This window comes from Kitasatospora sp. NPDC096077 (assembly GCF_040303245.1).
Classification (GTDB): domain Bacteria; phylum Actinomycetota; class Actinomycetes; order Streptomycetales; family Streptomycetaceae; genus Kitasatospora.
In genome coordinates this window covers 1-21,607 of record NZ_JBEOSV010000104.1, presented here as the reverse complement: position 1 = coordinate 21,607, position 21,607 = coordinate 1, and the positions used below count along the sequence as shown (strand labels likewise).

Here is a 21,607-nt window from a genome sequence, read left to right as displayed (position 1 = left end):
CGCCCGCGAGATCTACCAGGTCCTGACCACACCCAGCACTACATCCATCACCGCCGAGCAGCTCACCACCGCTGCTTGACATCCATAAGAGCATCGCCCCGACGCGGCGGTCGACCACTCCGCACCGGACTGGCCCGAGCAGGTCCGCCGGGCGACCGGCGGCGCGGGGGTCGACGTCGTGTTCGACGGCGTGGGCGGGAAGATCGGCCAGGCCGCGTTCGAACTGACGGCCCGCCAAGATCGGTTCTCCGTCCACGGCGCCTCCAGCAGCGCGGGGTCGAGGTGATCGGGATCGAGCAGCTCTACGGGTTCCGCCCGCGGATGCACGAGTGGGCCGAGCAGGTGATGGCGCAGGCGGTCGCGGGCCGGGTCCGGCCGGCGCCCGGTCCACGGGATTCCGAACGTGCCCTCCCTGGCCCGCCGCCGGGCAGGCGACGACGAGCGCCGAGGCGTGATTCATCCGCCGGCCCGCCTCGGCCACAGTTGAACAGCGGAAGTGGGCGCCCCTGACCGGCCGTCGAAGAGGCACGCTTCAGTCGCCGAGAATGCGCTCCCACATCAGGCCGTCGTGCCACTGCCCGTCGAGGTGGATCGAGGAGTGGGCGACGCCGTACGGGGTGAAGCCGTTGCGGCGCAGGACGCGTTGGGAGGCGATGTTCTCCAGGTGGGTGCCGGCCTCGACGCGGTGCAGGCCGAGTTCGTCGGTCATCAGCGCGAGCGCGAGGGCGACGGCCCGTCCGGCGTGCCCCTGGCCCTCGGCGGTGGTGGCGATCCAGTAGCCGAGGGAGGCCCGGCGCACATGGGGTTGGGGCAGGATGCCGGTGATGGTGATCTGCCCGATCACCTGGCCGTCCTGGTCGAGCACCACGCACGGCCAGGCGGTGCCGGCCCGGTGGCCGTCCAGCAGGCGGTGGATCCGCCCCAACTGACCGTCTGCCGTGAAGAATTCCGGGGGCTGGGCCGGTTCGTACCGGCGGAAGGCCTCGGCGTCGATGTCCCGTGCCCGGTGCGCGGCGATCGGGGCGGCGTCGGCGGGTTCGATCAGGCGGATTCGGGTGCGGCTCTGCATGGGACGGCAGGCTACACGCGGCGAGGAGTGGGAAGTCGGCCGGACCGACTTCCCACTCCTCGGCGTTCTCACCGGGGGGCGGCGGGACTCGAAGTGGGTTGGGGGGTGCGGTGGTTGGGGTGGCCGTGCTGCGCGGTGAGGGGGTAGACCCAGGCCAGCAGGGCGACGAGGAGCACGAACGGGAGGATCGTGCAGAGCGTCGCGCCGCCCGGGGCCGCCTCGCTATCGCGGGGTTCAGGAAGCATCGGGGGCGGCGAGGTCGAGTTCAGCCCAGACGGTCTTGGAGTTGGGCCGGCGCGGGATGGTGCCCCAGCGGTCGCAGAGCGCGTCGATGAGGGTGAGGCCGCGCCCGGACTGGGAGTTGGGGCTGTGGACGGTGGGGAGGACGGGCAGCTTGTCGCCCCGGCAGTCGCTGATCTCGATCCGCAGGGTGGTGCCCCGGCGCGCGGTGGTGGTGAGCGAGAGGTGCAGCTCGAACCCGCGCCCCGGAACGCGTCCGTGCGTGATCGCGTTCGCGGCCAGCTCCGCGACGATCAGGAGCGCCGAGTAGAAGGGCTCCGTGTGCGTCGAGTTCAGCCCCCAGGTGGTGAGTTGACGCCTGGCGAGGCGCCGGCACGTCGCGGCGCCCTTGGGGGTGGCGGGGAGCGTGGTGGTGTGGGGGCGGGGTCTGTCGAGGGGGATTTCGGTCGTCATGGCGAAAAGCGTGACGGGACGGACGTACCCTGACCATGGGGATGACGGACACTCAGAGTGTCTGTGTGGGTGCGGACAGTTCGCCGGGTGGGTCGCCCGGATTAATCGATCGAAAGGGCGGGTGACGGCTATGAGCGGCGTCGAGCGCACGGTCTTCGAGGACGACGAGCCGGTGGAGGACTTCGACGGGGTCGCGGAGTTCTACAGCGCGGTGGGGAAGCTGATCAAGCTGTTCCGGGAGCGGGCGGGGTTCACCCAGAAGGAACTGGCCAAGCTCACCGGGTACAGCGAGGCCCAGATCGGCGCGATGGAGCGGGGTGTCCGGACGGCGAGGATCGAGTTCCTGACGGTGGCCGAAGAGGTCCTCGACGCGGGCGGAGCGCTGAGGGTTGTCGCAGACGACGTGATGAAGGCAAAGTTCCGAGTCAGTGAGCGGCACCCGTCCTTCTCCAAGGCCTTCACGGTGGAGGAAAACCGAGCTCTTGAAATCCACGAGTACAGCACGATGGTGATCCCGGGGCTACTCCAGACCGAGGCGTACATCCGCGCTTTGTACGAGATGCGTCGGCCGCTGCTCTCACCGGAGAAGATCGAGGAATGGGTGCAGGCGCGGCTGGCACGGCAGGAGATCCTGACGCGCTGGCCGCTCCCGGTAGTCACGTGGGTGATCGACGAGGCCGTGCTCCGCCGCCCCCTGGGCGGATGGGACGTCCACCAAGAGCAGCTCCAGCACCTAATCAAGGTGGGACAGATGCGGGGCCCCGAGCTCCAGATCATGCCACTCGACCGGATGAACCACGCGGGGATGGGCGGCTCGTTCACGATCCTCACCCCGCCCACCGGCGGGACCCAGATCGCCTACGCAGCAGCACAGCACGTAAATCGATTGATCACGGACCCGGCGGAAGTCCGTAATATGACCGCACGGTACAGCAGCATCCGGGCTCAGGCCCTGGGGCTGAGGGAGTCCCTGGCCCTGATCGAACTGATTCTGGGAGAGCGGTAGGCATGGCCGAGCTGGCGTGGTTCAAGAGCAGCTACAGCACCAACGAGGAAGCCCAGTGCGTCGAGGTCGCCGAGACCCCCGGCACCGTCCACGTGCGTGACTCCAAGGACAAGAGCGGCCCCCAACTGGCCTTCGAGCCAGCCGCGTGGAAGGCGTTCGTGATGTTCGCCGCCACCGCCGAGGTCTGACCGACCCCTTCTCAACGGCCCACCGCCTACCGGGCGGCGGGCCGTTGGCGTACCGTCAGCGACATGCAGACTGCCTGGTTCAAGAGCAGCCACAGCACCAACGAGGACGCCGCCTGTATCGAGGTCGCCTGGCGCAAGAGCAGCCACAGCAGCAACGAGGGCGCTGCGTGCGTCGAGGTCGCCGAGACCACCACCACCGTCCTCGTCCGTGACTCCAAGGACAAGAGCGGCCCCCACCTCACCTTCACCCCCGCCGCCTGGGAGGCCTTCGTGGCCTTCGCCGCGACCGCCACCACGACCTGAGCCCGACGGTCCACCGCAGCTGCGCTTTCCCAGTGAAAGCCCGAACCAGTTGGCCTACCCTCATCGAGTCGCCTACAAACGACCTCTCTCGCCGACCTAGCTTCAGGGCCGAGCGGGCCACATCGGGCCCGCCGACACCCCGAATCTAGGAGAAGCAGTGCGCCTCAGCCACAAGGCCGTCGCGACCATCGCGGCAGCCGTCTCCTTCACCGGCCTCGCCGTCATGAACGGCACCACGGCCTCGGCCGCCGTCCCGGTCACCGGATCCCTCCAGGTCCAGAGCGACAGCAGCAACCTGGACGAGTACCAAGGGAACGACGTCTGGACCCGCGACCCCAGCCTCACCTGGCAGATCTGGACGCTCACCCCCCTCGGCGACGGCACCTTCACCATCAAGGGCAGCCACTGGGGCAAGTGCGTCGCGACCAACGGGCCCGGCAAGGACGTCGTCCAGCGGGCCTGCAACGCGAACGACCTCGCCCAGCGGTGGTACATCGAGCTGGGCGCCAACGCGACCGCCATCGCCAGCGTGAAGTACGAGGACTACGTCCTCCAGGCGAACGGCGTGGACCAGGCCGTGACCACCGAGCTGTCGCTCGGCTTCTCGAACCAGCAGTGGACCCTCTACCAGAAGTAGCGGCCCTCCCCCACCGGCCCGCCGCGCACCAGCGGCGGGCCGGACCCGCGCCAACCGGACGGGGGCGGCGCTGTCGGCGCTGGGATGAGCACCGACAGCACCGCCCCTCCGGTGTCAGCCGAGGATCTTCGCGTACGCGGCGGCGTCGAGGAGGTGGTCCGTCTTCGCGCCCTTCGCCAGCTTGATCTTGAACAGCCAGCAGCCGTACGGGTCGCCGTTCACGTCCTCCGGCGAGTCCACCGCCTCGTCGTTGACGGCGACGACCTCGCCGGTGACCGGGGAGTAGAAGTCGGAGGCGGCCTTGACGGACTCGATGATCCCGACCGCGTCACCGGCCTCGATCTTGCTGCCGACCTTGGGGAACTCCAGAAAGACGATGTCACCGAGGGTGTTCTGGGCGTGGTCGGTGATGCCGACCGACACCGTGCCGTCGGCCTCCGTCCGGACCCACTCGTGCGAGTCGGTGTACTTGAGGTCCTTGGGGATGTTCGACACGTCGATCTCCGTTCTTCCGGTAACGCAGCGTCAACGAATGATTGCCGTCGATCACTATGGCACGTCAGCCCGCAGGCGCGGCCCAGGTAATGACGGCGTAGCCGTCGCCATCGCGGACGTGGTGGCGAGCACCTGGGGGGTGAGGTCCTTGTCATTGAGCCTTCGCCATCTTCGAACGTGCTGGTCGGAGGGGATGGCGTGACGGTCATCCGGGGTGCTCGTGCTGGTCGTGGGCGAGAGTCTGCGGTCTTGATCGTCCGTCAGCGGTTGATCCCGAAGTTGGTCAGCACGATCAGGGCTCGCAGGAGGGCGGTGGCGCGGCCCGGACCGGTGCGGAGCTTGGCGAGGATCCGCCAAGCCTTCAGGTTCGCGAAGCCGTGTTCGACGGGTGCTCGTCCGGCAGCCAGGATCCGGTTCGCCTGTTTCTGCCCCGGGGTGAGCTTTCGGGCGCGGGTGGCCCTGTGGCCGGTGACGATGACGAGGTCATCGGGGTTGTCGGGCTTGTCCACGCCGATGAAGTCCAGGTCGGCGAGCGCGCCGAGCCCGGCCGCCTTCAGGTGCTCGACGATCTTGTCACGGCGGGCGGCGGTGGCGTCGTGGGTGCGTCCGGGCCGAGCCGCGGAGATCCAGATCAGCTTGCCTCTCTCGTCGGCCAGGGCGAGGAAGTGCAGGCCGTGGCGGTAGTGTTTGCCCGAGCAGTTCGGGCGGTTGTCCCGCCCGGTGCGGCGCTGGGTGGGAATCAAGGTGCCGTCGATCAGCACGACCTCCCCGCCCCGCCTGGCTGTCTGGGGCCAGCTGGGGTACGGCGCGACCTGCGAGAAACGGTGCGGCCGGCGCAGACGGGCCCCACTCTTGGCCCTCGACGAAGCCCGGCCGACGGTTGAGCCCGGATCGATCACCCGGGCCACCCCCCTGAAAGAACCGGGGAGGCAGCTGCACTACGGAGCTGGATCCCCCGGCAACCGACCGCACCGGCACCGACCGTACCCGCCGCCACCGACAATGCCCGGGGGGCCGGTCCGGGAGGCGGGTACCTCCCGGACCGGCCCCCGGTACGGATGCGGACGCGGACGGTGTCGAACCTGTCGTCAGCGCGGCGGAACCGGCTCAGCCGAGCTGGAACCTCTGGTGGGAGCCACCGTCGCAGGACTGGACGGCCAGGGCCTGCCCGGCGCTGTCGGCGGTCAGGCAGGCGCCGTCGCGAGTGTTGCGGATCTGGGCGTAGCCGCCGCCGGCGTCCACGAACTGCCACAGCTGGTTGGTGGCACCGTCGGCCACGTGCCACAGGCCGGTGCGGTTGCTGTTCACGTCACGGTCGATGACCATGCCGCCGCGGAAGTTGGTCTCGATGAGCCAGTTCCCGTTGCCCTTGTCCCAGAACGCCCACTTCTGCGCTGCGGAGCCGTTCCCGCCCCACGCCTGGACCTTGGTGCCCGGGGAGGTGCTGCTTCCTGCGAGGTCGACGACCAGACCGTTGGCGGCGGAGAGCTGCGCCACCTGGCCGTGCGCCGGACGGTTCGACGTACCGGAGGGGACCGAACCGCCGCCGCCGTTGCCTCCGTTGCCGCTGGTGCCACCACCGCCGTTGCCGCCGTCCGCGCCGGTGCCGAAGGCCGGGCCGATGCCGTTGGCCGAGCGCGGGGATCCGTTCGCCGGCGGGTAGAAACGCACCCGGGAGCCGTGGTCGGGGTTGTCCGAGCCGTCCGGGTTCAGGCGGGAGAAGCGGCCGTAGAAACCCCAGTTGAGCCAGCCGCCGTCGGACTGGTTGGTGAACTCGCCGCCCTCGAAGGTCCAGATCCGATAGGTGTGGATGGTGCCGTCCCACGGGTTGCAGTACAGGATGTCACCGGCGTCGTGGACGCCGGTGAGCTGGTCGATCCAGCGCGGCTTGTTGGGGTCGGCGGTGTCGGGGTCGTGCTTGACGTCGTAGACCATGACGTTGAGCCCCGGCCGGGCCTTGACCGCCGCGTCGATCAGCTTGTGCACGGTCTCGGCGCGCTGGGCCTTGGACCTGTAGGCGTCCACGGCCATGTTGAACAGGGCGATGGCCAGATCGCTGCCGGCCGAGTCGCTGCCCGCCGCCCAACCGCTGCCAACCGCCGCCGGCACACTCGAATTCGACGCGCTGTCACCACAGTTGATCCTCGACGTGGCCGGCGTCGCCACGCCGCAGGCGCCCTGCTCGGTAGCGGCGACCACGACCGCCGACGCCTTGTCGTTGGCGTCGCCCAGCTTGCTGTCCCGGAAGTTCTGCAGCTGGGTGTTGGGCGGGAAGCAGCTGATGATGCGGTCCGGAGTGATGTTGTCGTAGACGCCGACCCACTTGCCGGTGTTGTTCTTGGCCGAACTCGCCTGGTCGTTGAACCAGGCGGCGGCCCCTTCGAAACGCACCGTGCCTTCGCCGGTGACGGTGAACTTGGCGCCCTGGAAGTCGGCGTCGGCCCACAGGCAGTACGCGCCCGGATCGCAGTCACCGCCGTCGGCGTGGGCAGTGGTGCTGAGCGCGGGCACGGTGGCCAGCGCGAGCGCCGCCGTCGCGGTGGCCAGGACTCCCCGGGAGGCCAGCCGGCGGGCCGTGCGCAGCAGGGTGGGATGGTGGGTCATGGGTGAACTCCTGTGGGATGGGGGACCGGTCGCCACTGGGCGTGGGCGGACCGTGCAACGTCGGGGGGGGAGCCCGGGGAAGGGGGCACATGCGGTACTGGGGGCGGGACTTCAGCCCAGGTGCAGGGTCCGGCGGGTACCGGACGCCTCGGGGGTGACGGTCCGGTAGCCAGCCGGGAGGTACAGCGCCTCACCGGCCCGCAAGCGGACCGTCAGGCCGTTCACGACGGGACGACCGGCTTCGTGACCGCCGGCTTCGTGACCGCCAGCTTCGTGACCGCCTGCCTCGGACCGGCCGTCGAGCAGCCGCCACACGCTCACTCCGGAGACCTGCACGACGAGCGTCTCCGTCGCGGCCGCCACGACCCGCCGGTCCGGTGCTGCCCGGCGGCCGGGCAGCACCCGGACCGGGCAGCGCAGCCCCTCGGCGAGCTCGGCCGCCAGCCGGGACCAGCCCTCGCCCGCCGTATCCCGGCCGGAGCCGGGCGGAGCCGCCTGCGGCCAGAGCAGGCCGACGTCCCGGTGGCGGTGGGCCTGGAGGAAGAACAGCAGCTCCCGCAGGAAGGCGTGGCCCTCGGGTTCCGGGCCGGGACCGTCCTGGATCGGGTGCACTGCGTCAACTCCTCTAGGGTTCCCGGCGCTTGTGCCACCGGAGCGGGAGCGGGACGGCGTACGGTTCGTGGTCCGTCTCCGCCGTCCGGTCTCGGGAACAGCATCACGCGTCGCCACCGTGCGCCGACAGTCCCGTCTTGCCGGTCACCGCCGCGCGGTCACGTGGTCACGTGACCTGCCGGCCGCGGGAGTTCGGGCGAGTGCGCACCGGGACGGCTCCCGGATCAGTCCGCCAGGTACCCGCCCCGGGCTGCGTTGGCGCCGGCCTGGAAGCGGCTGTCCGCGCCCAACTGGTCCATGATGTCCGCGATGTGGCGCCGGGCGGTACGCAGCGACAGCCCGAGTCGACGGGCGATGGCCTCGTCCTTCAGCCCGCCCGCGAGCAGGACCAGGATGGTCCGGTCGAGCTCCCTGGCCACGTCCGCCATGTCCTGGCCGATGGGCTGCGCGAACGGCTTGGCGTGCACCCAGGCCTGCTCGAAGACCTCGCAGAGGTAGGCGACGGTGTTGGGTTCACGCACCACGACGGCACCCCAGGACTCGTCCGCGGTGGGCAGGAAGGCCAGCTCGCGGTCGAACACGATGAGGCGCCCGAACAGCTCGTGGGCGGTCCGGTACTCGGCCCCGAGCGCCGAAGCCAAGGCGACGTACGCCTGGCTGGGCCCGTTGAACCTGGCCGTGTGGTGGTACAGGGTGCGCATGCCGACGCCGCGGCCGAGCAGGGCACGGTCTCTGGCCAGGGCGTCCTCCAGGGCCTCGGGCACCCGGTTGCCGCCCGGCTGACAGGACAGCACCTCGCGCCGGCACCCGTCCGCGGCCCGGGTGATCAGCTCACGAACCTCCGGGAGGCTGCTGATCACCTGCAGCCCGTCAGAGCGGACCGTCCGCGCGCCATAGGCGGCGGCGAAGTGCCGCATCTCCTCCTGGACCCTGGCGACGTGCTCCTGGTCGGCCCGGATCCGGGCCCGTACCGGGGCGACCGCCTGCGCCGCCGCGACCTCCGGGGCCACCGCGTGACCGGTCCCACCCGGACCGGGTTCGACCAGGCGGGCTGTGACCAGCCGGGCGAGCGCGGCACGGAAGTCCTCCTCCGCCATCCCGAGCTCCGGCGCGGCAGCCGCCGCATCCATCCGACGGTGTTCCAACACCCACCGGTAGACGGCCGTCTCGGCCTCCCGCTCCGCGGCGCGGTCGACGCCCGGACCGGGCTCCCGCCCGAACGACGGTGCCGGAATGACGGGCTGATGCTCGAAATAGTCCACTTCGTCCCTGGCTCCGCTTCCTGACACACACGTTGGTGAGGTGCCGGACGGGTACTGACCGGCCCCACGAGGCAGGATGATCAAGTCACATCGCACACGCCCCGATCACATTCTGATCGACTCCATGGAGGAAACGTTCATGAAGCGCCTCGTCCTCGCATCGGCCGCACTCGTCGCACTGCTCGCCCCCGCCGCCCCGGCTGCCGCCGCCCCCCTGCCCCCGACCGGCGCACCGGCCGCCCCCGCCGTCACCGGCCAGCCGTCCGGCGGCGACGGCGACTGCATGAAGGTCGTCTTCGTCCCGGGCCGTGGCTTCGTCAAGATCATCGGCCCCTGCGATACCGCCTGGGGCGGCTGAGCACACCACCCCCACCCTTCCGCCCGAAGCAGGAGACCCCCGATGACCACCCCCACGGCCGCCAGCCACCCCGCCCTCACCCCACGCGAAGCCCAAGTACTCGCCCACCTGGCCCACGGCGACACCAACCACACCATCGCCCGCCGCCTCCACCTGAGCCCGCACACCGTCGACACCTACCTCCGCCGACTACGCCTCAAGACCGGCACCACCAACCGCACCCAACTCGCCGTCCTCGCCCACCAACTCGGCTACACCACCACTCCGCCCTGAACCCCCGGGCACTCACTCGGCCTCGGCAGGCAGTGCCACCGACCTGCACAACGGGTCCATGAGCCTTCGCCATCTTCGAATGTGCTGGTCGGAGGGGCTGGTGTGACGGCTATCCGGGGTGCTCGTGCTGGTCGTGGAGGTGAAGGCGCTGCAGGACTGGCCGATGCTGTTGGTCACCTTCACGGTCAACCGGCACCTCAGAGCGCGGGCACGATCATCGCCGTGAACGGGACGGTGGCCGCGAGGCGCTCCTCCAGGAGTCCGCGGTAGGCCTCCGACTCGTAGACGGCGCGGGCCTGTTCGGCGTCGGCGAAGCGCAGCACCACGGTGTGGGTGCCGCCGGGCGGGCGGCCGCCCTCGCCCAGGTGGACGGTCCGGTCGGTGCTGGCGACCAGCTCGCCCGGGCCCAGCAGGACGGGGGTGGCGGCCTGTCGGTAGGCGTCCAGGCGCTGGGGGTCGGTGACGTCGTAGTTCAGGATGAGCAGGGCGGACACGGAGGCTCCTCGTCGACCGGAACTGACCGGAACTGGGCGGAACTTACCGGGCCGACCGGGGCGGGCGGCCCGGTGATCAGTGTCGGCCACCCGGTGGCCGGATCCGAAGCCGGGTACCCGGGGGCGACGACCCCAACGGGGCAGGGCCCGCCGGAGGTGTCCGGCGGGCCCTGCCCCGCACGCTGGGGGTGCTGCGGGCGTCAGTTCAGGAAGGTGACGTCCCAGTGGCTGCCCTCGTTGGCGTAGATGTTGCCGGAGGGGGCGGTCCACAGGTCGGCGCCGTCACCGCGGGTGCCGCTGTGGGTGAAGGTGCCGTGGATGTAGTCGGTCAGGCAGCCCGACATGGCGAAGTCCAGCTTGTAGCCGGTGCCGTGGCTGTAGGTGCCGCTGGCGTGGCCGGTCTCGGTGCCGCCGGTGATGTTCAGCGCGCAGCCGCCGACGGCGTGCTTGAGCGTGATGGCACCGTTGACGGTGGTGCGGCGGATGCCGTCGAAGGAGGTGCAGCTGCTGCTGTTGCGGTCGGAGCAGTTGCCCGAGGAGGACCAGGTGATGCCGGCGCCGGAGAGCATGGAGGCGGCCTGCGACTGGCTCAGGGTGTCACTGCCACCGCCACCGCCGGTGCTGCCGCCGCCACCGAGCAGGGCGCCCCAGGTCGCCGGGCCGACGATGCCGTCGACCGGGTTCAGGCCGGCGGACTGCTGGAAGCTGCGGACCTTGCCGTCGGTGCCGTCGCCGAAGGCGCCGTCCACCGCGAGGCCGGCGCCGTGGGCGTTCAGCTGGACCTGGAGCGCCTTGACGGCGTCGCCGTTGTCGCCCTTGCGGACGGTGACGATCAGCTTGGACCAGGTGTCCCCGCCGACGATGCCGTCGACCGGGTTCAGGCCGTTCGAGCTCTGGAAGCTCTTGACCTTGTCCTCGGTGCCCGGGCCGAAGGCGCCGTCGACGGACAGCCCTGCGCCGTGGGCGTTCAGCAGGTACTGGACCGTGGACACGTTGTCGCCGTGGTCGCCGTTGCGGACGAGCGGCCAGCTCGCGGCCTGGGCGGCGGGGGCGACGAGCAGTGCCGCGAGTATCGCGGCGAACATCGCGGCGACGATGGCCGGGATGCGCTTCATGAGGTTTCCTCACTGACGGACGGCGCGCGGGGCGCGGGAGAGGGAAGCGGCGGCCGCGACGGCGGTTCGACCGCGAGCGGCCGCTGTCGGGAGACGCTAGGAGGCGCACGGACGTCCCGCTAGCGTCCCTGCTTCCCAAGCCGTCCCTGGGACGCGGCGGCCCCGGCGGGTTCCGCCCGCGCGGCCGCCCGCTCCGCGGCGCTGAGCACCGCCCGGATGCCCGCCGTGAGCACCGAGGCGTCCCGTCCGGCGCCCCAGACCACGGCGCCGCCGACCCGCGCCTCGACGTAGGCGACCGCGTCCGCGCCCGAACCCGGGCCGACGGCGTGCTCGTTGAAGGAGAGGATCTCCACCCCGACCGCGTCCGCCACCGCGGCCACCGGTCCGGCGCCGGTGCCAGGGCGGCCGTCCACCTCGGCCCGGTCCTCGCCGGCCCGGTCCTCGCCGACCCGCCAGACCCGCTCCGCCCCCGGGTCCAGGTACTCGGCGCGGAACAGCCCGTACAGTTCCTCCCCGGTCACCTCGCGCCCGCTGTCGTCGGTCGCCTCCTGCACCACCCGGGCGAACTCGATCTGCAGCCGTCGGGGCAGCTCCAGCCCGGCGCCGGTCTGCAGCAGGTAGGCGATGCCGCCCTTGCCGGACTGGCTGTTGACCCGGATCACCGCCTCGTAGTCGCGGCCCAGGTCGGCCGGGTCGATCGGCAGGTAGGGCACCGACCAGGGCGTCTCGCGCTCGGGCAGGCCGAGTTCGGCGGCGGCCTTCGCGTGCCGGGCGAGGCCCTTCTTGATGGCGTCCTGGTGGGTGCCGGAGAAGGCGGTGTGCACCAGGTCGCCGACGTACGAGTGCCGCTCGTGCACGGGCAGCCGGTTGCAGTGCTCGACGGTGCGGCGGATCTCGTCGATGTCGGAGAGGTCGAGCATCGGGTCGACGCCCTGGGTGTGCAGGTTGAGTGCCAGGGTGACCAGGTCGACGTTGCCGGTCCGCTCCCCGTTGCCGAACAGGCAGCCCTCGACCCGCTGGGCGCCCGCCAGCACGGCGAGTTCGGCACAGGCGACGCCGGTGCCGCGGTCGTTGTGCGGGTGGACGGAGAGGATGACGGAGTCGCGGCGCTCCAGGTGGCGGTCGAGGTACTCGATCTGGTCGGCGTAGACGTTGGGGGTGGCGATCTCGACGGTGGCCGGCAGGTTGTGGACGACCGGCCGGTCGGGGCTCGCGTCCCAGAGCGCGCTGAGGCCGTTGCAGACCTCCAGCACGTAGTCCGGCTCGGTCAGGTTGAAGACCTCGGGCGAGAACTGGAAGCGCAGGCCGTCCCGGCCCGCCCCGAGCCGGGCCATCCGCTCGGCGGCCGCGGTGATCAGCGCCCGCAGCTCGGCCCGGTCCTTGCCGAGGACGACCTCGCGCCAGAGCGGGGCGGTGGCGGTGTAGAGGTGGACGACGACGTTGGGCAGGCCCTCGACGGCCTCGAAGGTGCGGTCGATGAGGTCGGCCCGGGCGGCGGTGAAGACGACGACGGTGACGTCCGCGGGCAGGGCTTCGGGGTGCTCGGCGAGGCGGCGGACGAAGTCGAAGTCGGTGCGGCTGGCGGAGGGGTAGCCGACCTCGATCTCCTTGAAGCCCATGGCCAGGAAGAGGTCGAACATCCGCTGCTTGCGCGCCGGGTCCATCGGCTCGGCGAGCGCCTGGTTGCCGTCGCGCAGGTCGACGGGCACCCAGAGCGGGGCGCGCTCGATCCGGCGGCCGGGCCAGCGGCGCAGCAGCGCGGGGACGTGCACCCGCTCGTGGGCGGGGCGGTAGCGGTGGGAGGGCATGGCGCCGCCGCGCTGGGGGTTCCAGGCGGGGGCGTCGGCCGGGACGGGGCCGGCGGGGGCGTGCAGGGTCGGGAATCGCACGGGGCTGTCCTCATGACGGGAGGCCGGGGACCGGCAGGACGGCGCCCCGCAGCGGGGTGCCGGTCAGGTCACGCCCCGCTGCGGCCACCAAGAAGGAGGGCGCTCCACGGCTTCATGCCGGGTAGAGTAGCCAGAAGAGAAGTCCTCAGACAACCCGACAGGTGACGACGATGCCCGCCCTCCGCCCCTCCCCCCTCGCCGAACAGGCCGCCGCGCAGATCGAGGAGCGGATCCGGTCCGGCGAGTGGCCGGTCGGCGGCAAGCTGCCCGGCGAGGTGGCGCTCGCCAAGGAGCTGGGCGTCGGCCGCTCGACCGTCCGGGAGGCGCTGCGCACCCTCGCCGCGGCCGGGATGGTGCACGCCCGGCAGGGCTCCGGGGTGTTCGTGACCGCCGACCGCCCGAGCACCGGGGACGACTGGGCCACCCGGCTGCGGGCCGCCGAGCTGGCGCACATCTACGAGGTGCGGACCATGGTCGAGGTGCAGGCCGCCCGACTGGCCGCCGAGCGCCGCACGGCGGCCGACCTCGCCGCCGTGGACGCCGCGCTGGCCGCGCGCCGGGCCGCCGGCGGGGCGAAGGACAAGGACTTCGTCGAGGCCGACATCGCCCTGCACACGGCGATCGTGGCCGCCGCCCACAACCCCGTCCTGGATGACCTGTTCGCCCAGTTCGCCCCGATCCTGCGGGAGCACCTGGTCGAGCTGGTCGGCCTGTTCGGGCTGCGCGAGGGCGACCCGAACCAGGGCTACGACACCCACGCCGAGCTGGTGCGGGCGCTGCACGCGGGCGATCCGGCGGAGGCCGGGCGGGTGCTGGCGGCGGAGCTGGAGGCGACCCGGGCCCGACTGCTGGCCTCCTGAGGGCCGCTCAGGAGGCCAGCGGTAGGGCAAGCGGGGACGGGTGGCAGGGCTGCCGGGGCGTCACACAGTTTTCACACCGAGTCCATCCAGCGGCTGCGGGCCGCCCCGAGGATGGAACGGGCACGGCTGGAAGCGGTTGCTTCGAGCACAAACGGTCAACGTGCGGGTGACATTGTGTCCGGTTCGTGCCCAAGTACCACCCAGGCGGCGAACGGGCTTTCACTCCAATCACACGATATGACTAGTATCGCTTCGTCAAAAGCCCGTGCCCGGACGGCCCGCCCCTCACCGGCCGGCCGCCAGTCCCAAGGAGTCTGCTCTGCGCGCGCGTGCGAATCGGCGGCCCCCGGCGCCGAAGACCCCCCGCAGGCGTCCACGCCTGTCCCTGCGGACGGCGCTGCTCGTCCTGGCCGTCGTCCCCAGCCTCGCCCTGGTCACCCTCTGGGCGGTCACCAGCGGTGAGACCGTCTTCGACTTCCAACGGCAGGCCGCCCAGGGCATGCTCGCCCAGAAGGCCGGCCAGCCGTCCAACATCGTCTACTACAACCTCCAGGAGGAGCGCCGGCTCAGCGCCGAGGCGCTCGCCCGGCCCGGCGGCAACACCGACCAACTGCGCCGCCAGCGACAGCTGACCGACGACGCGGTGCGCCAGTTCCAGACCCTGTCCGGGGAGAGCACCGACCACGCGCCCGAGGACGTGCGCTCCGCCGTCGCCGAGGCCCGGCAGGCGATGGGCCGGCTCGGCGAGGAACGGACCGCCGTCGACAAGGGCTCGATCGACCAGCAGACCCTCTTCACCTACTACACCGACCTGATCGCCGTGGACCTGCGGCTGTTCACCGCGCTCAGCCACGTCGACGCCGGCGAGGTCACCTGGGTCTCCAAGACCCTGGTGAACTCCTTCTGGGCCAAGGAGATGCTCGCCCGCGAGGACGCCATCCTGGCCCGCGGCTGGCCGGGCGGACGGCTCAGCACCGCCGACTACCAGCAGGTCCAGCAGCTGATCGGCGCCCAGGACCACCTGTTCACCGTCCAGGTCCTCCCGTACATCCCGGACGGCGAGGCGGCCGGCTGGCACGACCTGATGACCGGCCCCGCCTGGCAGGCCAAGTCCGCCGTCGAACAGCAGCTCACCCGGCCGATCGCCGCCGAGTCCAACGGCAGCGTCAAACTGCCGCCCGTCCAGGACCAGTGGCGCCAGGCCGTCGACCAGCTCAACCCGCAGCTGGTCAAGGTGATCGAGGCCCGCACCAGCGCCATCGTCGAGGTCGGCAAGGGAACCATCCTCGGCCTGCTCACCCGCGTGGTACTGACCGCCGTCATCGGACTGATCGCCGTCGTCGCCGTCGTCATCGCCTCCTGGCGGCTCAGCCGCTCGCTGCGCCGCCGGATCAAGGAACTCCAGGTCCAGGCCGAGGAGATGGAGCGCACCCTGCCCGAGGTGGTCGACCGCCTCGGCCGCGGCGAGCAGGTCGACGCCGAGGCCGAGAGCCGCGCCGTCACCACCGTCCCGGTCAGCACCCACGGCGGCGGCGCCCGCACCGACGAGATCGCGCGGCTCGGCCAGGCGCTCAACCTGGCCCGCTCCGCCGCCCTGGAGGCCGCCGTCCGGCAGGCCGACCAGCACCGCGGCTTCGAGCGGCTGCTCCAGCGCATCGCCCGCCGCACCCAGCTGCTGATCGGACGCCAGCTGCGCAAGCTCGACGAGCTGGAGCGCAAGCACGAGGACCCGGAGGTCCTGGAGGGCCTGTTCGACCTCGACCACCTCACCGCCCGCCTGCGCCGCTACGAGGAGAACCTCGTCATCATGGCCGGCGGCCAGCCGCAGCGGCGCTGGCGCAAGCCCGTGCCGCTGCTGGACGTACTGCGCTCCGCCCAGGGCGAGGTGCAGGACTACCGCCGGATCATGATCGACGTGGAGGGCCACCCGTGGCTCTCCGAGCGGGCCGTCGGACCGGTCGCCCACGTGCTCGCCGAGCTGATGGAGAACGCCACCACCTTCTCCAAGCCGCCCACGCCGGTCGAGGTCCGGGCCGCCATGGTCGGTCGTGGCCTCGCGGTCGAGATCGAGGACCGCGGCCTCGGCATGGACCCGGAACAGTACGACGCGGCCAACGAACTGATGAGCCGCCCGCCGCGCACCGACGTGCTGGCCCGGGCCGACGACATCCGACTCGGCTTCTACGTGGTCGCCCGGCTCGCCGCGCTGACCGGGCTGAAGATCGAGTTCCGGCCGTCCGCCTTCGGCGGCACCCGGGTGGTCGTGCTCGTCCCGGACGAGCTGGTCATCGACGGCGACACCGGGCTGCCGGACGCCGCGCCCGTCGAGCCGATCCCGCTGGTCCGGCGCTCGCGCCGGGCGCTGCGCTCCGCCTCCGACGAGGTGCCGCAGCCGGTGGGGGCGCCGGTCGCGCCGGTGGAGGCCTTCGGGGCGGTCCAGGCGCCGGCGCCCGCGGTGGGCGCGGTGCCCGCGGTGGGCGTCGGTGAGGCGTACCAGGGGCCGCAGGTCGCGGAACAGGCCTTCCCGGAGACCGCGTTCCCGGCCCCGGCCTCCCCGGCCCCGGTGTTCCCGGAACCGGCGTTCCCGGAGCCCGGCCCGCCGTACCACCAGTCCCACCGGCCCGGCTTCCCCGAGCAGCCGATCCAGCACAGCTCCCCCGCCGACCCGTCACCGGTCTACGGCACGGTCCCGCCCGGCATGCCCGGCACGACCGCCGCCCCGGCCCCCGCCCCCGAGGCCCCGGCCTACCCGGACATCGCCTACGCCCGGGTCACCGAAGCCGAGGCCCCGTACGCCGACGAGCAGTACCGCCCGGCCGACCACTACCGGCTGGCCGAACGGCGCCGGCACCGCGAGTACCCCTCCGCCGTGCCGGTGAGCCCGGTCGAGGGCGGGCAGCCGCCGCTGCCGCAGCGCGTCCGGCAGGCCAGCCTGGCCGCCGAGCTGCGGGTGCCCCCGCCGACCCGGCAGGAGTGGGTCGATCCGGCCGCCGGGCAGCCGGCCGGGACGCCCCCGGCGCAGCCCGCCGGGCCGGAGCGCACCGACCTCGCCGAGCGCCCCGTCCGTCGCTCGGGCGCCGCCATCGGCGCCTTCCAGCGTCAGTCCCGCGCCGCCCGGGCCCAGGACAGCGGCGAGCACCCGCTGCCCGCCCCCAGCACCCCGCCGGCTCCCCCCGCACTGCCCGCCGGCCCCCCGAGCTCCGCGTCCGCCCCCTCCCCCCGGGCCCTGCCGGCCGCGGCGCCCCGAACCACACGAACGGATGACCACTCATGAACCGCACGACCGCCACCCACCAGGACCTGGACTGGCTGCTGGACGGACTCGTCGACTCGGTGACCGGGACCCGCAACGCCGTCCTGCTCTCCGACGACGGCCTCGTGGTCAGCCACTCCCGCACCATCGAGCGCGCCGACGCCGAGCGCCTCGCCGCCGTCGCCACCGGTCAGCAGTCGCTCGCCCGCGGCGTCGGCCAGCTCTTCGACGGCGGCCCGGTGCACCAGGTGATCGTCGAGCTCGCCGAGTGCTGGCTGTTCGTCATCGCCGCCGCCCAGGGCACCCACCTGGCCGTGGTCGCCTCCCAGGAGGTGGACGCCGAGGTGATGTCCGTCGCCATGCACACCCTGGTCCAGCAGGTCGGCCAGAAGCTCACCACCCCGGTCCGGGCCGAGGCCGCCCCCGCGTCCTTCGACGTCTTCGCCTCCCGGAACCGGGGCTGACCACGGTGGGCCCGCACAGCGACGGGGGGAGCACCTGGCCGCACGGCCGGGTGCCGCACTGGAGCGAGCTGGAGGAGCCCGGGACCGAGGACGAGACCGGCGTCATGGTCCGCCCGTACACCATCACCCGAGGCCGGACCGCACCCGAACGCGACGACCTCACTCTCATCACCGTGCTCACCACGGCCGAGGAGGAGGCCGCGGCGGCCCTGGCACGCGGCAGCCGCACCGGCACCCGCGGCCTCCAGCCCGAGCACCGGCGGATCCTCGACCGCTGCCGGCGCCCGGCCGCCGTCGCCGAGGTGGCCGCCGACCTGAACCTCCCGGTCTCGGTCACCAAGATCCTGCTGGGCGACCTGGTCGCCCAGGGCCTGCTGAAGGCCCGGGCGCCGCTCTCGGTAGCACGCGCCGCCGGGGGCGTGGACCTCGGCCTGCTCACGGCCGTACGCGAAGGACTCCGGAGACTCTAAGCCATGGCAACACCGCACTCCGCCACCCCCGTTGCCGCTCCCGCCGCGGTCAAGATCCTGATCGCGGGCGGCTTCGGCGTCGGCAAGACCACCCTGGTCGGCTCGGTCAGCGAGGTCGCCCCGCTGCGCACCGAGGAGTACCTGACCACGGCCAGCGTGGGCGTCGACGACCTGGACGGCGTCGACCAGAAGGACACCACCACCGTCGCCCTCGACTTCGGCCGGATCACCGTCAGCCCCGAGCTGGTGGTCTACCTGTTCGGCACGCCCGGGCAGGAACGTTTCTGGTTCATGTGGAACGACCTGGTCAACGGCGCCCTCGGCGGCATCGTCATCGCCGACACCCGCCGGCTGGACACCAGCTTCGCCTCGATCGACTTCTTCGAGAGCCGGGGCATCCCGTTCGTGGTCGCGATCAACTGCTTCCACCACCACAACACCCGCACCCCGGACGAGATCCGGGCCGCGCTCGACCTCGACCCGCAGGTGCCGATGCTGATCGGCGACGTGCGGGAGCGCGGCTTCGGCCGCGACCTGCTGCTCGCCCTGGTCGACCACCTGATGGAACTCGCCGGCGCCACGCCGGTCGGCTGAGCCCGTTCTTTGGAGCCCCCTGCCATGACCACTCCCCTTCGCGTCCTCGTCCACGGCGGCGGCATCGGCGGCCTCACCCTCGCCACCGCCCTCGCCCGGCGCGGCCACCACGTCGAGGTCGCCGAACTGCGCGACCAGCTGGAAGCCCTCGGCGTCGGCATCATCCAGCCCTCCAACGCCCTGCACGTGATGCGTGAGATCGGCGTGCTGGACGCCTGCCTGGCGGCCGGCTTCGAGTGGGAGGTGCTGACCATCTGCGACCCGGCCGGCGCCACCGTCGCCCGGATCCCCCAGCCCCGGATGGGCGACGCCCCCTCCAACAACGGCATACCCAGGCCCGCCCTGGCCCGGGTGCTGGCCGACGCCGCCACCGCGGCCGGCGCCGTTCTGCGCTTCGGCACCACCATCGCCACGGTGAAGGACGACGGCACCGGCGTCGACGTCACCCTGGACGACGGCCACGCCGACCGCTACGACCTGGTCGTCGGCTTCGACGGCATCGGCTCGCCGCTGCGCCGGCACCTGTACGGCGAGCGGTACGCCCCCGAGTACACCGGCTTCGCCAACTGGCGCGTCACGCTGCCGCGTTCGCCCGAGGTCCGGGGCGTGGTGATGTCGGCCGGCAACCAGCGGGCCAAGGCGCTGCTCACCCCGATCAGCGAGGAACTCATGTACCTGGGCTCGGTGTTCGCCGAGGCCGAGGACTTCCGCCCGGACCCGGAGCACGCCCACGAGCAGCTCCGCGAGCGCCTCGCCGGGTTCGGCGGCCCGATCGCCGAGGCCCTCGCCCAGGTCACCGACCCGGCCGCGGTGGTCTACTCCCGGATCTCCCAGGTCACCGTCGAGGAGCCCTGGCACGTCGGCCGGATCGCCCTGGCCGGCGACGCCGCCCACGCCTCCACCCCGCACCTCGCCCAGGGCGCGGCGATGGCGGTCGAGGACGCCCTCGTGCTGGCCGAGAGCCTCGACGCGGCGGCGGACGTACCGGCCGCGCTCACCGCCTGGGAGGAGCGCCGCCGCCCGCGCGCCATGTGGGTCCAGGCGCTGTCGCGCGCCGTCCTCAAGCAGGAGACCGGCACACCCACCACGGCCGAGGAGGACGAGCTGCTCAAGATCGGCATCCCCGGCGCCGCCCACGTCCTGGTCAAGCCGTACTGAGCCCCCACCCGTACTGAGCCCCCACGTCGGCCGTCGCCCCCACGCCCCCAACCAGCTTATTTCGACGGCCTGTTGCGATGGCCGCGGGCATCGCCGATCATCGTGGACATGACGACGGACCACACCGGGCACGACAGCCGGACCAGCGACCCGTCGGCCCCGCACAGCGCGGGCCGGCGGGTCGTCGAGCTGAGCCACCCGATCCGGCACGGCATGGTCACCTACCCGGGCCTGCCCGCACCCGAGATCGGCGTCCACCTCTCGCGGGAGGACTCCCGCGACCACTACGCGCCCGGAACCGAGTTCCAGATCGGCCGGATCTCGATGGTCGCGAACACCGGCACCTACCTCGACAGCCCCTTCCACCGGTTCCCCGACGGGCCGGACCTCGCGGGGCTTCCGCTCGCCGGACTCGTCGACCTCGACGGGCTGGTGGTCCCGGCCCTCGACGCACCCGACCGGGCCGTCGACCCGAGCGCGCTGCTGCCGTACCGGGTCACCGGGCGGGCGGTGCTGATCCACACCGGCTGGGACCGCCACTGGGGCACCGACCGCTACGGCGCGGGCGGCCACCCCTTCCTCAGCGCGCAGGGCGCCGCCTGGCTCGTCGCGCAGCGGCCCGCCCTCGTGGGCATCGACTCGCTGAACATCGACGACACCACCGACCTGGCCCGCCCCGCGCACTCCGCCCTGCTGGAGGCGGGCATCCCGCTCGTCGAGCACCTGCGCGGCCTGGAGCAACTGCCGCCGGAGGGGTTCCGCTTCCACGCCGCGCCACCCGCCGTCGCGGGCATGGGGTCCTTCCCCGTCCGCGCGTACGCGGTGCTGCCCGGTGCGGAGCGGTAGCCGCCCGGGGCCCGGAAGGGGAGCCCCGCCCGCGATCAGCCGCTGATCTGTCGGCGCCGCGCCCAGACCGCCGCCGAGACCCGGGCCAGCAGTCGGGCCGCCGGGTCCGTGCGGTCGCTGCCGTCGGCGAGCGGGCCGGTGTAGCAGACCGCGATCAGGTACGGCGGGCAGTCCCGCGGGTGGACCAGGCCGACGGCGTGCCGGGCGCCGGGCACCCAGCCGTTCTTGAACGCGATCCGGGTGCCCGGCGGCAGGCCCGCCGCGAGGTCCACCCGGAAGTCGTTGCGCTCCAGCAGCGCCAGCAACTCCGGCTCGTCCGCGAGCGAGTGCAGCAGCCGGACCAGGTCGCGGGCGCTCACCAGGTTGTGCACGCCCTGCGCACGCGCCGCGTAGTCCTCGATCCCGCGCGGCGTGGCGCTGCGGGTCGCCCCCGCCCGGCGCCACACCTCGGCCACCGCCCACCGGTCGGTGCGGGACAGGCAGAGGTTGGTCGCCAGGTTGGAGGAGTGGGTGATCATCCGCTCGGCGAGCAGTCGGAGCGGCACATGGGTGCCCAGCAGCTCCCAGGGCAGCGGATCGCTGTCCCAGTCCGGATCGTTGCCGAACTCCCCGCCCACCACGGACTCGAAGCGGTTCACCACCGGCACCTCGGCGTCCAGGTTCGCCCCGCCGCGGGCCAGCGCCGCCAGCACCGCGACCTTCATCGTGCTCGCGGCATCGTGCAGTTCGTCCGGCGCCCGCAGGAACACCGGCTCGGCATCGCCCTCCCAGGGGGCCACCACCACAGACAGCATGGGGAGAGCGTAGTGCCGTCCGGGCCGACGGCATGCCGACGGGCCCCCCCCCGGCGGGGGGGGGGGGGGGGTGGGGGGGGGGGGGGCGGCGGGCCCCCGGAATGGGGCGGGGGGCCGCGCCCCCGGAGGCCGCCCGGGCGGCGCCGTGGGAGCGCCCGCAGCACGCGGAT

General features: G+C 72.5%; 24 protein-coding genes and 1 pseudogene. 14 read left to right on the top strand and 11 right to left on the bottom strand.

The window, feature by feature from the left end:
- Positions 1–160: 160 nt before the first annotated feature.
- Positions 161–286 (top strand): annotated as a pseudogene (locus tag ABTZ03_RS42075) (hypothetical protein); the annotation flags it as partial.
- Positions 287–532: 246 nt separating this feature from the next.
- On the opposite strand, the gene ABTZ03_RS42070 reads toward ABTZ03_RS42075, so the two are convergent.
- Positions 533–1,069: a GNAT family N-acetyltransferase gene (locus tag ABTZ03_RS42070; RefSeq protein WP_350518545.1), complete on the bottom strand. Its 537-nt coding sequence runs from the start codon at positions 1,067–1,069 to the stop codon at positions 533–535.
- Positions 1,070–1,303: 234 nt separating this feature from the next.
- Positions 1,304–1,762: an ATP-binding protein gene (locus tag ABTZ03_RS42065; protein ID WP_350518544.1), complete on the bottom strand. Its 459-nt coding sequence runs from the start codon at positions 1,760–1,762 to the stop codon at positions 1,304–1,306.
- Positions 1,763–1,892: 130 nt separating this feature from the next.
- On the opposite strand from ABTZ03_RS42065, the gene ABTZ03_RS42060 reads away from it, so the two are divergent.
- The 4 genes from ABTZ03_RS42060 to ABTZ03_RS42045 all read left to right on the top strand — a co-directional run bounded on the left by ABTZ03_RS42060 (position 1,893) and on the right by ABTZ03_RS42045 (position 3,896).
- Positions 1,893–2,768, top strand: a complete 876-nt coding sequence (locus tag ABTZ03_RS42060) for a helix-turn-helix domain-containing protein (RefSeq protein WP_350518543.1) — start codon at positions 1,893–1,895, stop codon at positions 2,766–2,768.
- Between the two features lie 2 nt (positions 2,769–2,770).
- Entirely contained in the window at positions 2,771–2,956 is a 186-nt protein-coding gene (locus tag ABTZ03_RS42055; RefSeq protein WP_350518542.1) for a DUF397 domain-containing protein, read from the top strand.
- Positions 2,957–3,019: 63 nt separating this feature from the next.
- Positions 3,020–3,259, top strand: coding sequence for a DUF397 domain-containing protein (locus ABTZ03_RS42050; protein WP_350518541.1), 240 nt, complete (start codon positions 3,020–3,022; stop codon positions 3,257–3,259).
- A 157-nt stretch (positions 3,260–3,416) separates the two neighbouring features.
- Positions 3,417–3,896: an RICIN domain-containing protein gene (locus tag ABTZ03_RS42045; protein WP_350518540.1), complete on the top strand. Its 480-nt coding sequence runs from the start codon at positions 3,417–3,419 to the stop codon at positions 3,894–3,896.
- A gap of 114 nt (positions 3,897–4,010) precedes the next feature.
- Here the strand turns inward: ABTZ03_RS42045 and gcvH are convergent, their stop codons facing one another.
- The 5 genes from gcvH to ABTZ03_RS42020 form a co-directional block, all read right to left on the bottom strand.
- The gene (gene gcvH, locus ABTZ03_RS42040; RefSeq protein ID WP_350518539.1) at positions 4,011–4,391 is read right to left on the bottom strand and encodes a glycine cleavage system protein GcvH; all 381 of its coding nucleotides are present in this window, start codon (positions 4,389–4,391) and stop codon (positions 4,011–4,013) included.
- Positions 4,392–4,651: 260 nt separating this feature from the next.
- Positions 4,652–5,152: a transposase family protein gene (locus tag ABTZ03_RS42035; protein ID WP_350518538.1), complete on the bottom strand. Its 501-nt coding sequence runs from the start codon at positions 5,150–5,152 to the stop codon at positions 4,652–4,654.
- A 346-nt stretch (positions 5,153–5,498) separates the two neighbouring features.
- Positions 5,499–6,995, bottom strand: coding sequence for an RICIN domain-containing protein (locus ABTZ03_RS42030; RefSeq protein WP_350518537.1), 1,497 nt, complete (start codon positions 6,993–6,995; stop codon positions 5,499–5,501).
- Positions 6,996–7,106: 111 nt separating this feature from the next.
- On the bottom strand, positions 7,107–7,607 hold the full coding sequence (locus ABTZ03_RS42025; RefSeq protein ID WP_350518536.1) for a hypothetical protein: 501 nt from the start codon (positions 7,605–7,607) through the stop codon (positions 7,107–7,109).
- Between the two features lie 224 nt (positions 7,608–7,831).
- Positions 7,832–8,737: a helix-turn-helix transcriptional regulator gene (locus ABTZ03_RS42020; RefSeq protein ID WP_350518535.1), complete on the bottom strand. Its 906-nt coding sequence runs from the start codon at positions 8,735–8,737 to the stop codon at positions 7,832–7,834.
- A 271-nt stretch (positions 8,738–9,008) separates the two neighbouring features.
- Between ABTZ03_RS42020 and ABTZ03_RS42015 the strand changes: the two genes are divergently transcribed.
- On the top strand, positions 9,009–9,227 hold the full coding sequence (locus ABTZ03_RS42015) for a hypothetical protein (protein ID WP_350518534.1): 219 nt from the start codon (positions 9,009–9,011) through the stop codon (positions 9,225–9,227).
- Positions 9,228–9,269: 42 nt separating this feature from the next.
- Positions 9,270–9,500 (top strand): response regulator transcription factor, encoded by a 231-nt coding sequence (locus tag ABTZ03_RS42010; protein ID WP_350518533.1) that lies wholly within the window; start codon positions 9,270–9,272, stop codon positions 9,498–9,500.
- Between the two features lie 197 nt (positions 9,501–9,697).
- Here ABTZ03_RS42010 and ABTZ03_RS42005 read toward each other — a convergent pair whose 3' ends face one another.
- The 3 genes from ABTZ03_RS42005 to ABTZ03_RS41990 form a co-directional block, all read right to left on the bottom strand.
- Positions 9,698–9,994 (bottom strand): DUF1330 domain-containing protein, encoded by a 297-nt coding sequence (locus ABTZ03_RS42005; RefSeq protein WP_350518532.1) that lies wholly within the window; start codon positions 9,992–9,994, stop codon positions 9,698–9,700.
- A gap of 200 nt (positions 9,995–10,194) precedes the next feature.
- Positions 10,195–11,109: a peptidoglycan-binding domain-containing protein gene (locus tag ABTZ03_RS44345; protein WP_502894766.1), complete on the bottom strand. Its 915-nt coding sequence runs from the start codon at positions 11,107–11,109 to the stop codon at positions 10,195–10,197.
- Between the two features lie 119 nt (positions 11,110–11,228).
- A complete protein-coding gene (locus ABTZ03_RS41990; protein ID WP_350518547.1) occupies positions 11,229–12,917 on the bottom strand; it encodes a 2-isopropylmalate synthase in 1,689 nt (562 codons plus the stop codon).
- Between the two features lie 251 nt (positions 12,918–13,168).
- Between ABTZ03_RS41990 and ABTZ03_RS41985 the strand changes: the two genes are divergently transcribed.
- The 7 genes from ABTZ03_RS41985 (at position 13,169) to ABTZ03_RS41955 (ending at position 20,643) form a co-directional block, all read left to right on the top strand.
- Complete coding sequence (locus tag ABTZ03_RS41985) at positions 13,169–13,858, top strand: FadR/GntR family transcriptional regulator (protein WP_350518531.1); 690 nt, start codon at positions 13,169–13,171, stop codon at positions 13,856–13,858.
- 265 nt (positions 13,859–14,123) lie between these two features.
- On the top strand, positions 14,124–17,132 hold the full coding sequence (locus ABTZ03_RS41980) for a sensor histidine kinase (RefSeq protein ID WP_350518530.1): 3,009 nt from the start codon (positions 14,124–14,126) through the stop codon (positions 17,130–17,132).
- A complete protein-coding gene (locus tag ABTZ03_RS41975) occupies positions 17,129–17,575 on the top strand; it encodes a roadblock/LC7 domain-containing protein (RefSeq protein ID WP_350518529.1) in 447 nt (148 codons plus the stop codon). The genes ABTZ03_RS41980 and ABTZ03_RS41975 overlap by 4 nt, the downstream gene beginning before the upstream one ends.
- 5 nt (positions 17,576–17,580) lie before the next feature.
- Positions 17,581–18,045, top strand: coding sequence for a DUF742 domain-containing protein (locus ABTZ03_RS41970; protein WP_502894765.1), 465 nt, complete (start codon positions 17,581–17,583; stop codon positions 18,043–18,045).
- Positions 18,046–18,048: 3 nt separating this feature from the next.
- Positions 18,049–18,639, top strand: coding sequence for a GTP-binding protein (locus ABTZ03_RS41965; RefSeq protein WP_350518528.1), 591 nt, complete (start codon positions 18,049–18,051; stop codon positions 18,637–18,639).
- A gap of 24 nt (positions 18,640–18,663) precedes the next feature.
- A complete protein-coding gene (locus tag ABTZ03_RS41960) occupies positions 18,664–19,797 on the top strand; it encodes an FAD-dependent monooxygenase (RefSeq protein WP_350518527.1) in 1,134 nt (377 codons plus the stop codon).
- 108 nt (positions 19,798–19,905) lie between these two features.
- Positions 19,906–20,643, top strand: a complete 738-nt coding sequence (locus ABTZ03_RS41955; RefSeq protein ID WP_350518526.1) for a cyclase family protein — start codon at positions 19,906–19,908, stop codon at positions 20,641–20,643.
- 35 nt (positions 20,644–20,678) lie between these two features.
- Here ABTZ03_RS41955 and ABTZ03_RS41950 read toward each other — a convergent pair whose 3' ends face one another.
- Positions 20,679–21,437 carry a serine hydrolase gene (locus ABTZ03_RS41950; RefSeq protein ID WP_350518525.1) on the bottom strand — a complete coding sequence of 253 codons (759 nt, stop codon included), beginning with the start codon at positions 21,435–21,437 and terminating at the stop codon, positions 20,679–20,681.
- Between the last annotated feature and the right edge of the window lie 170 nt (positions 21,438–21,607).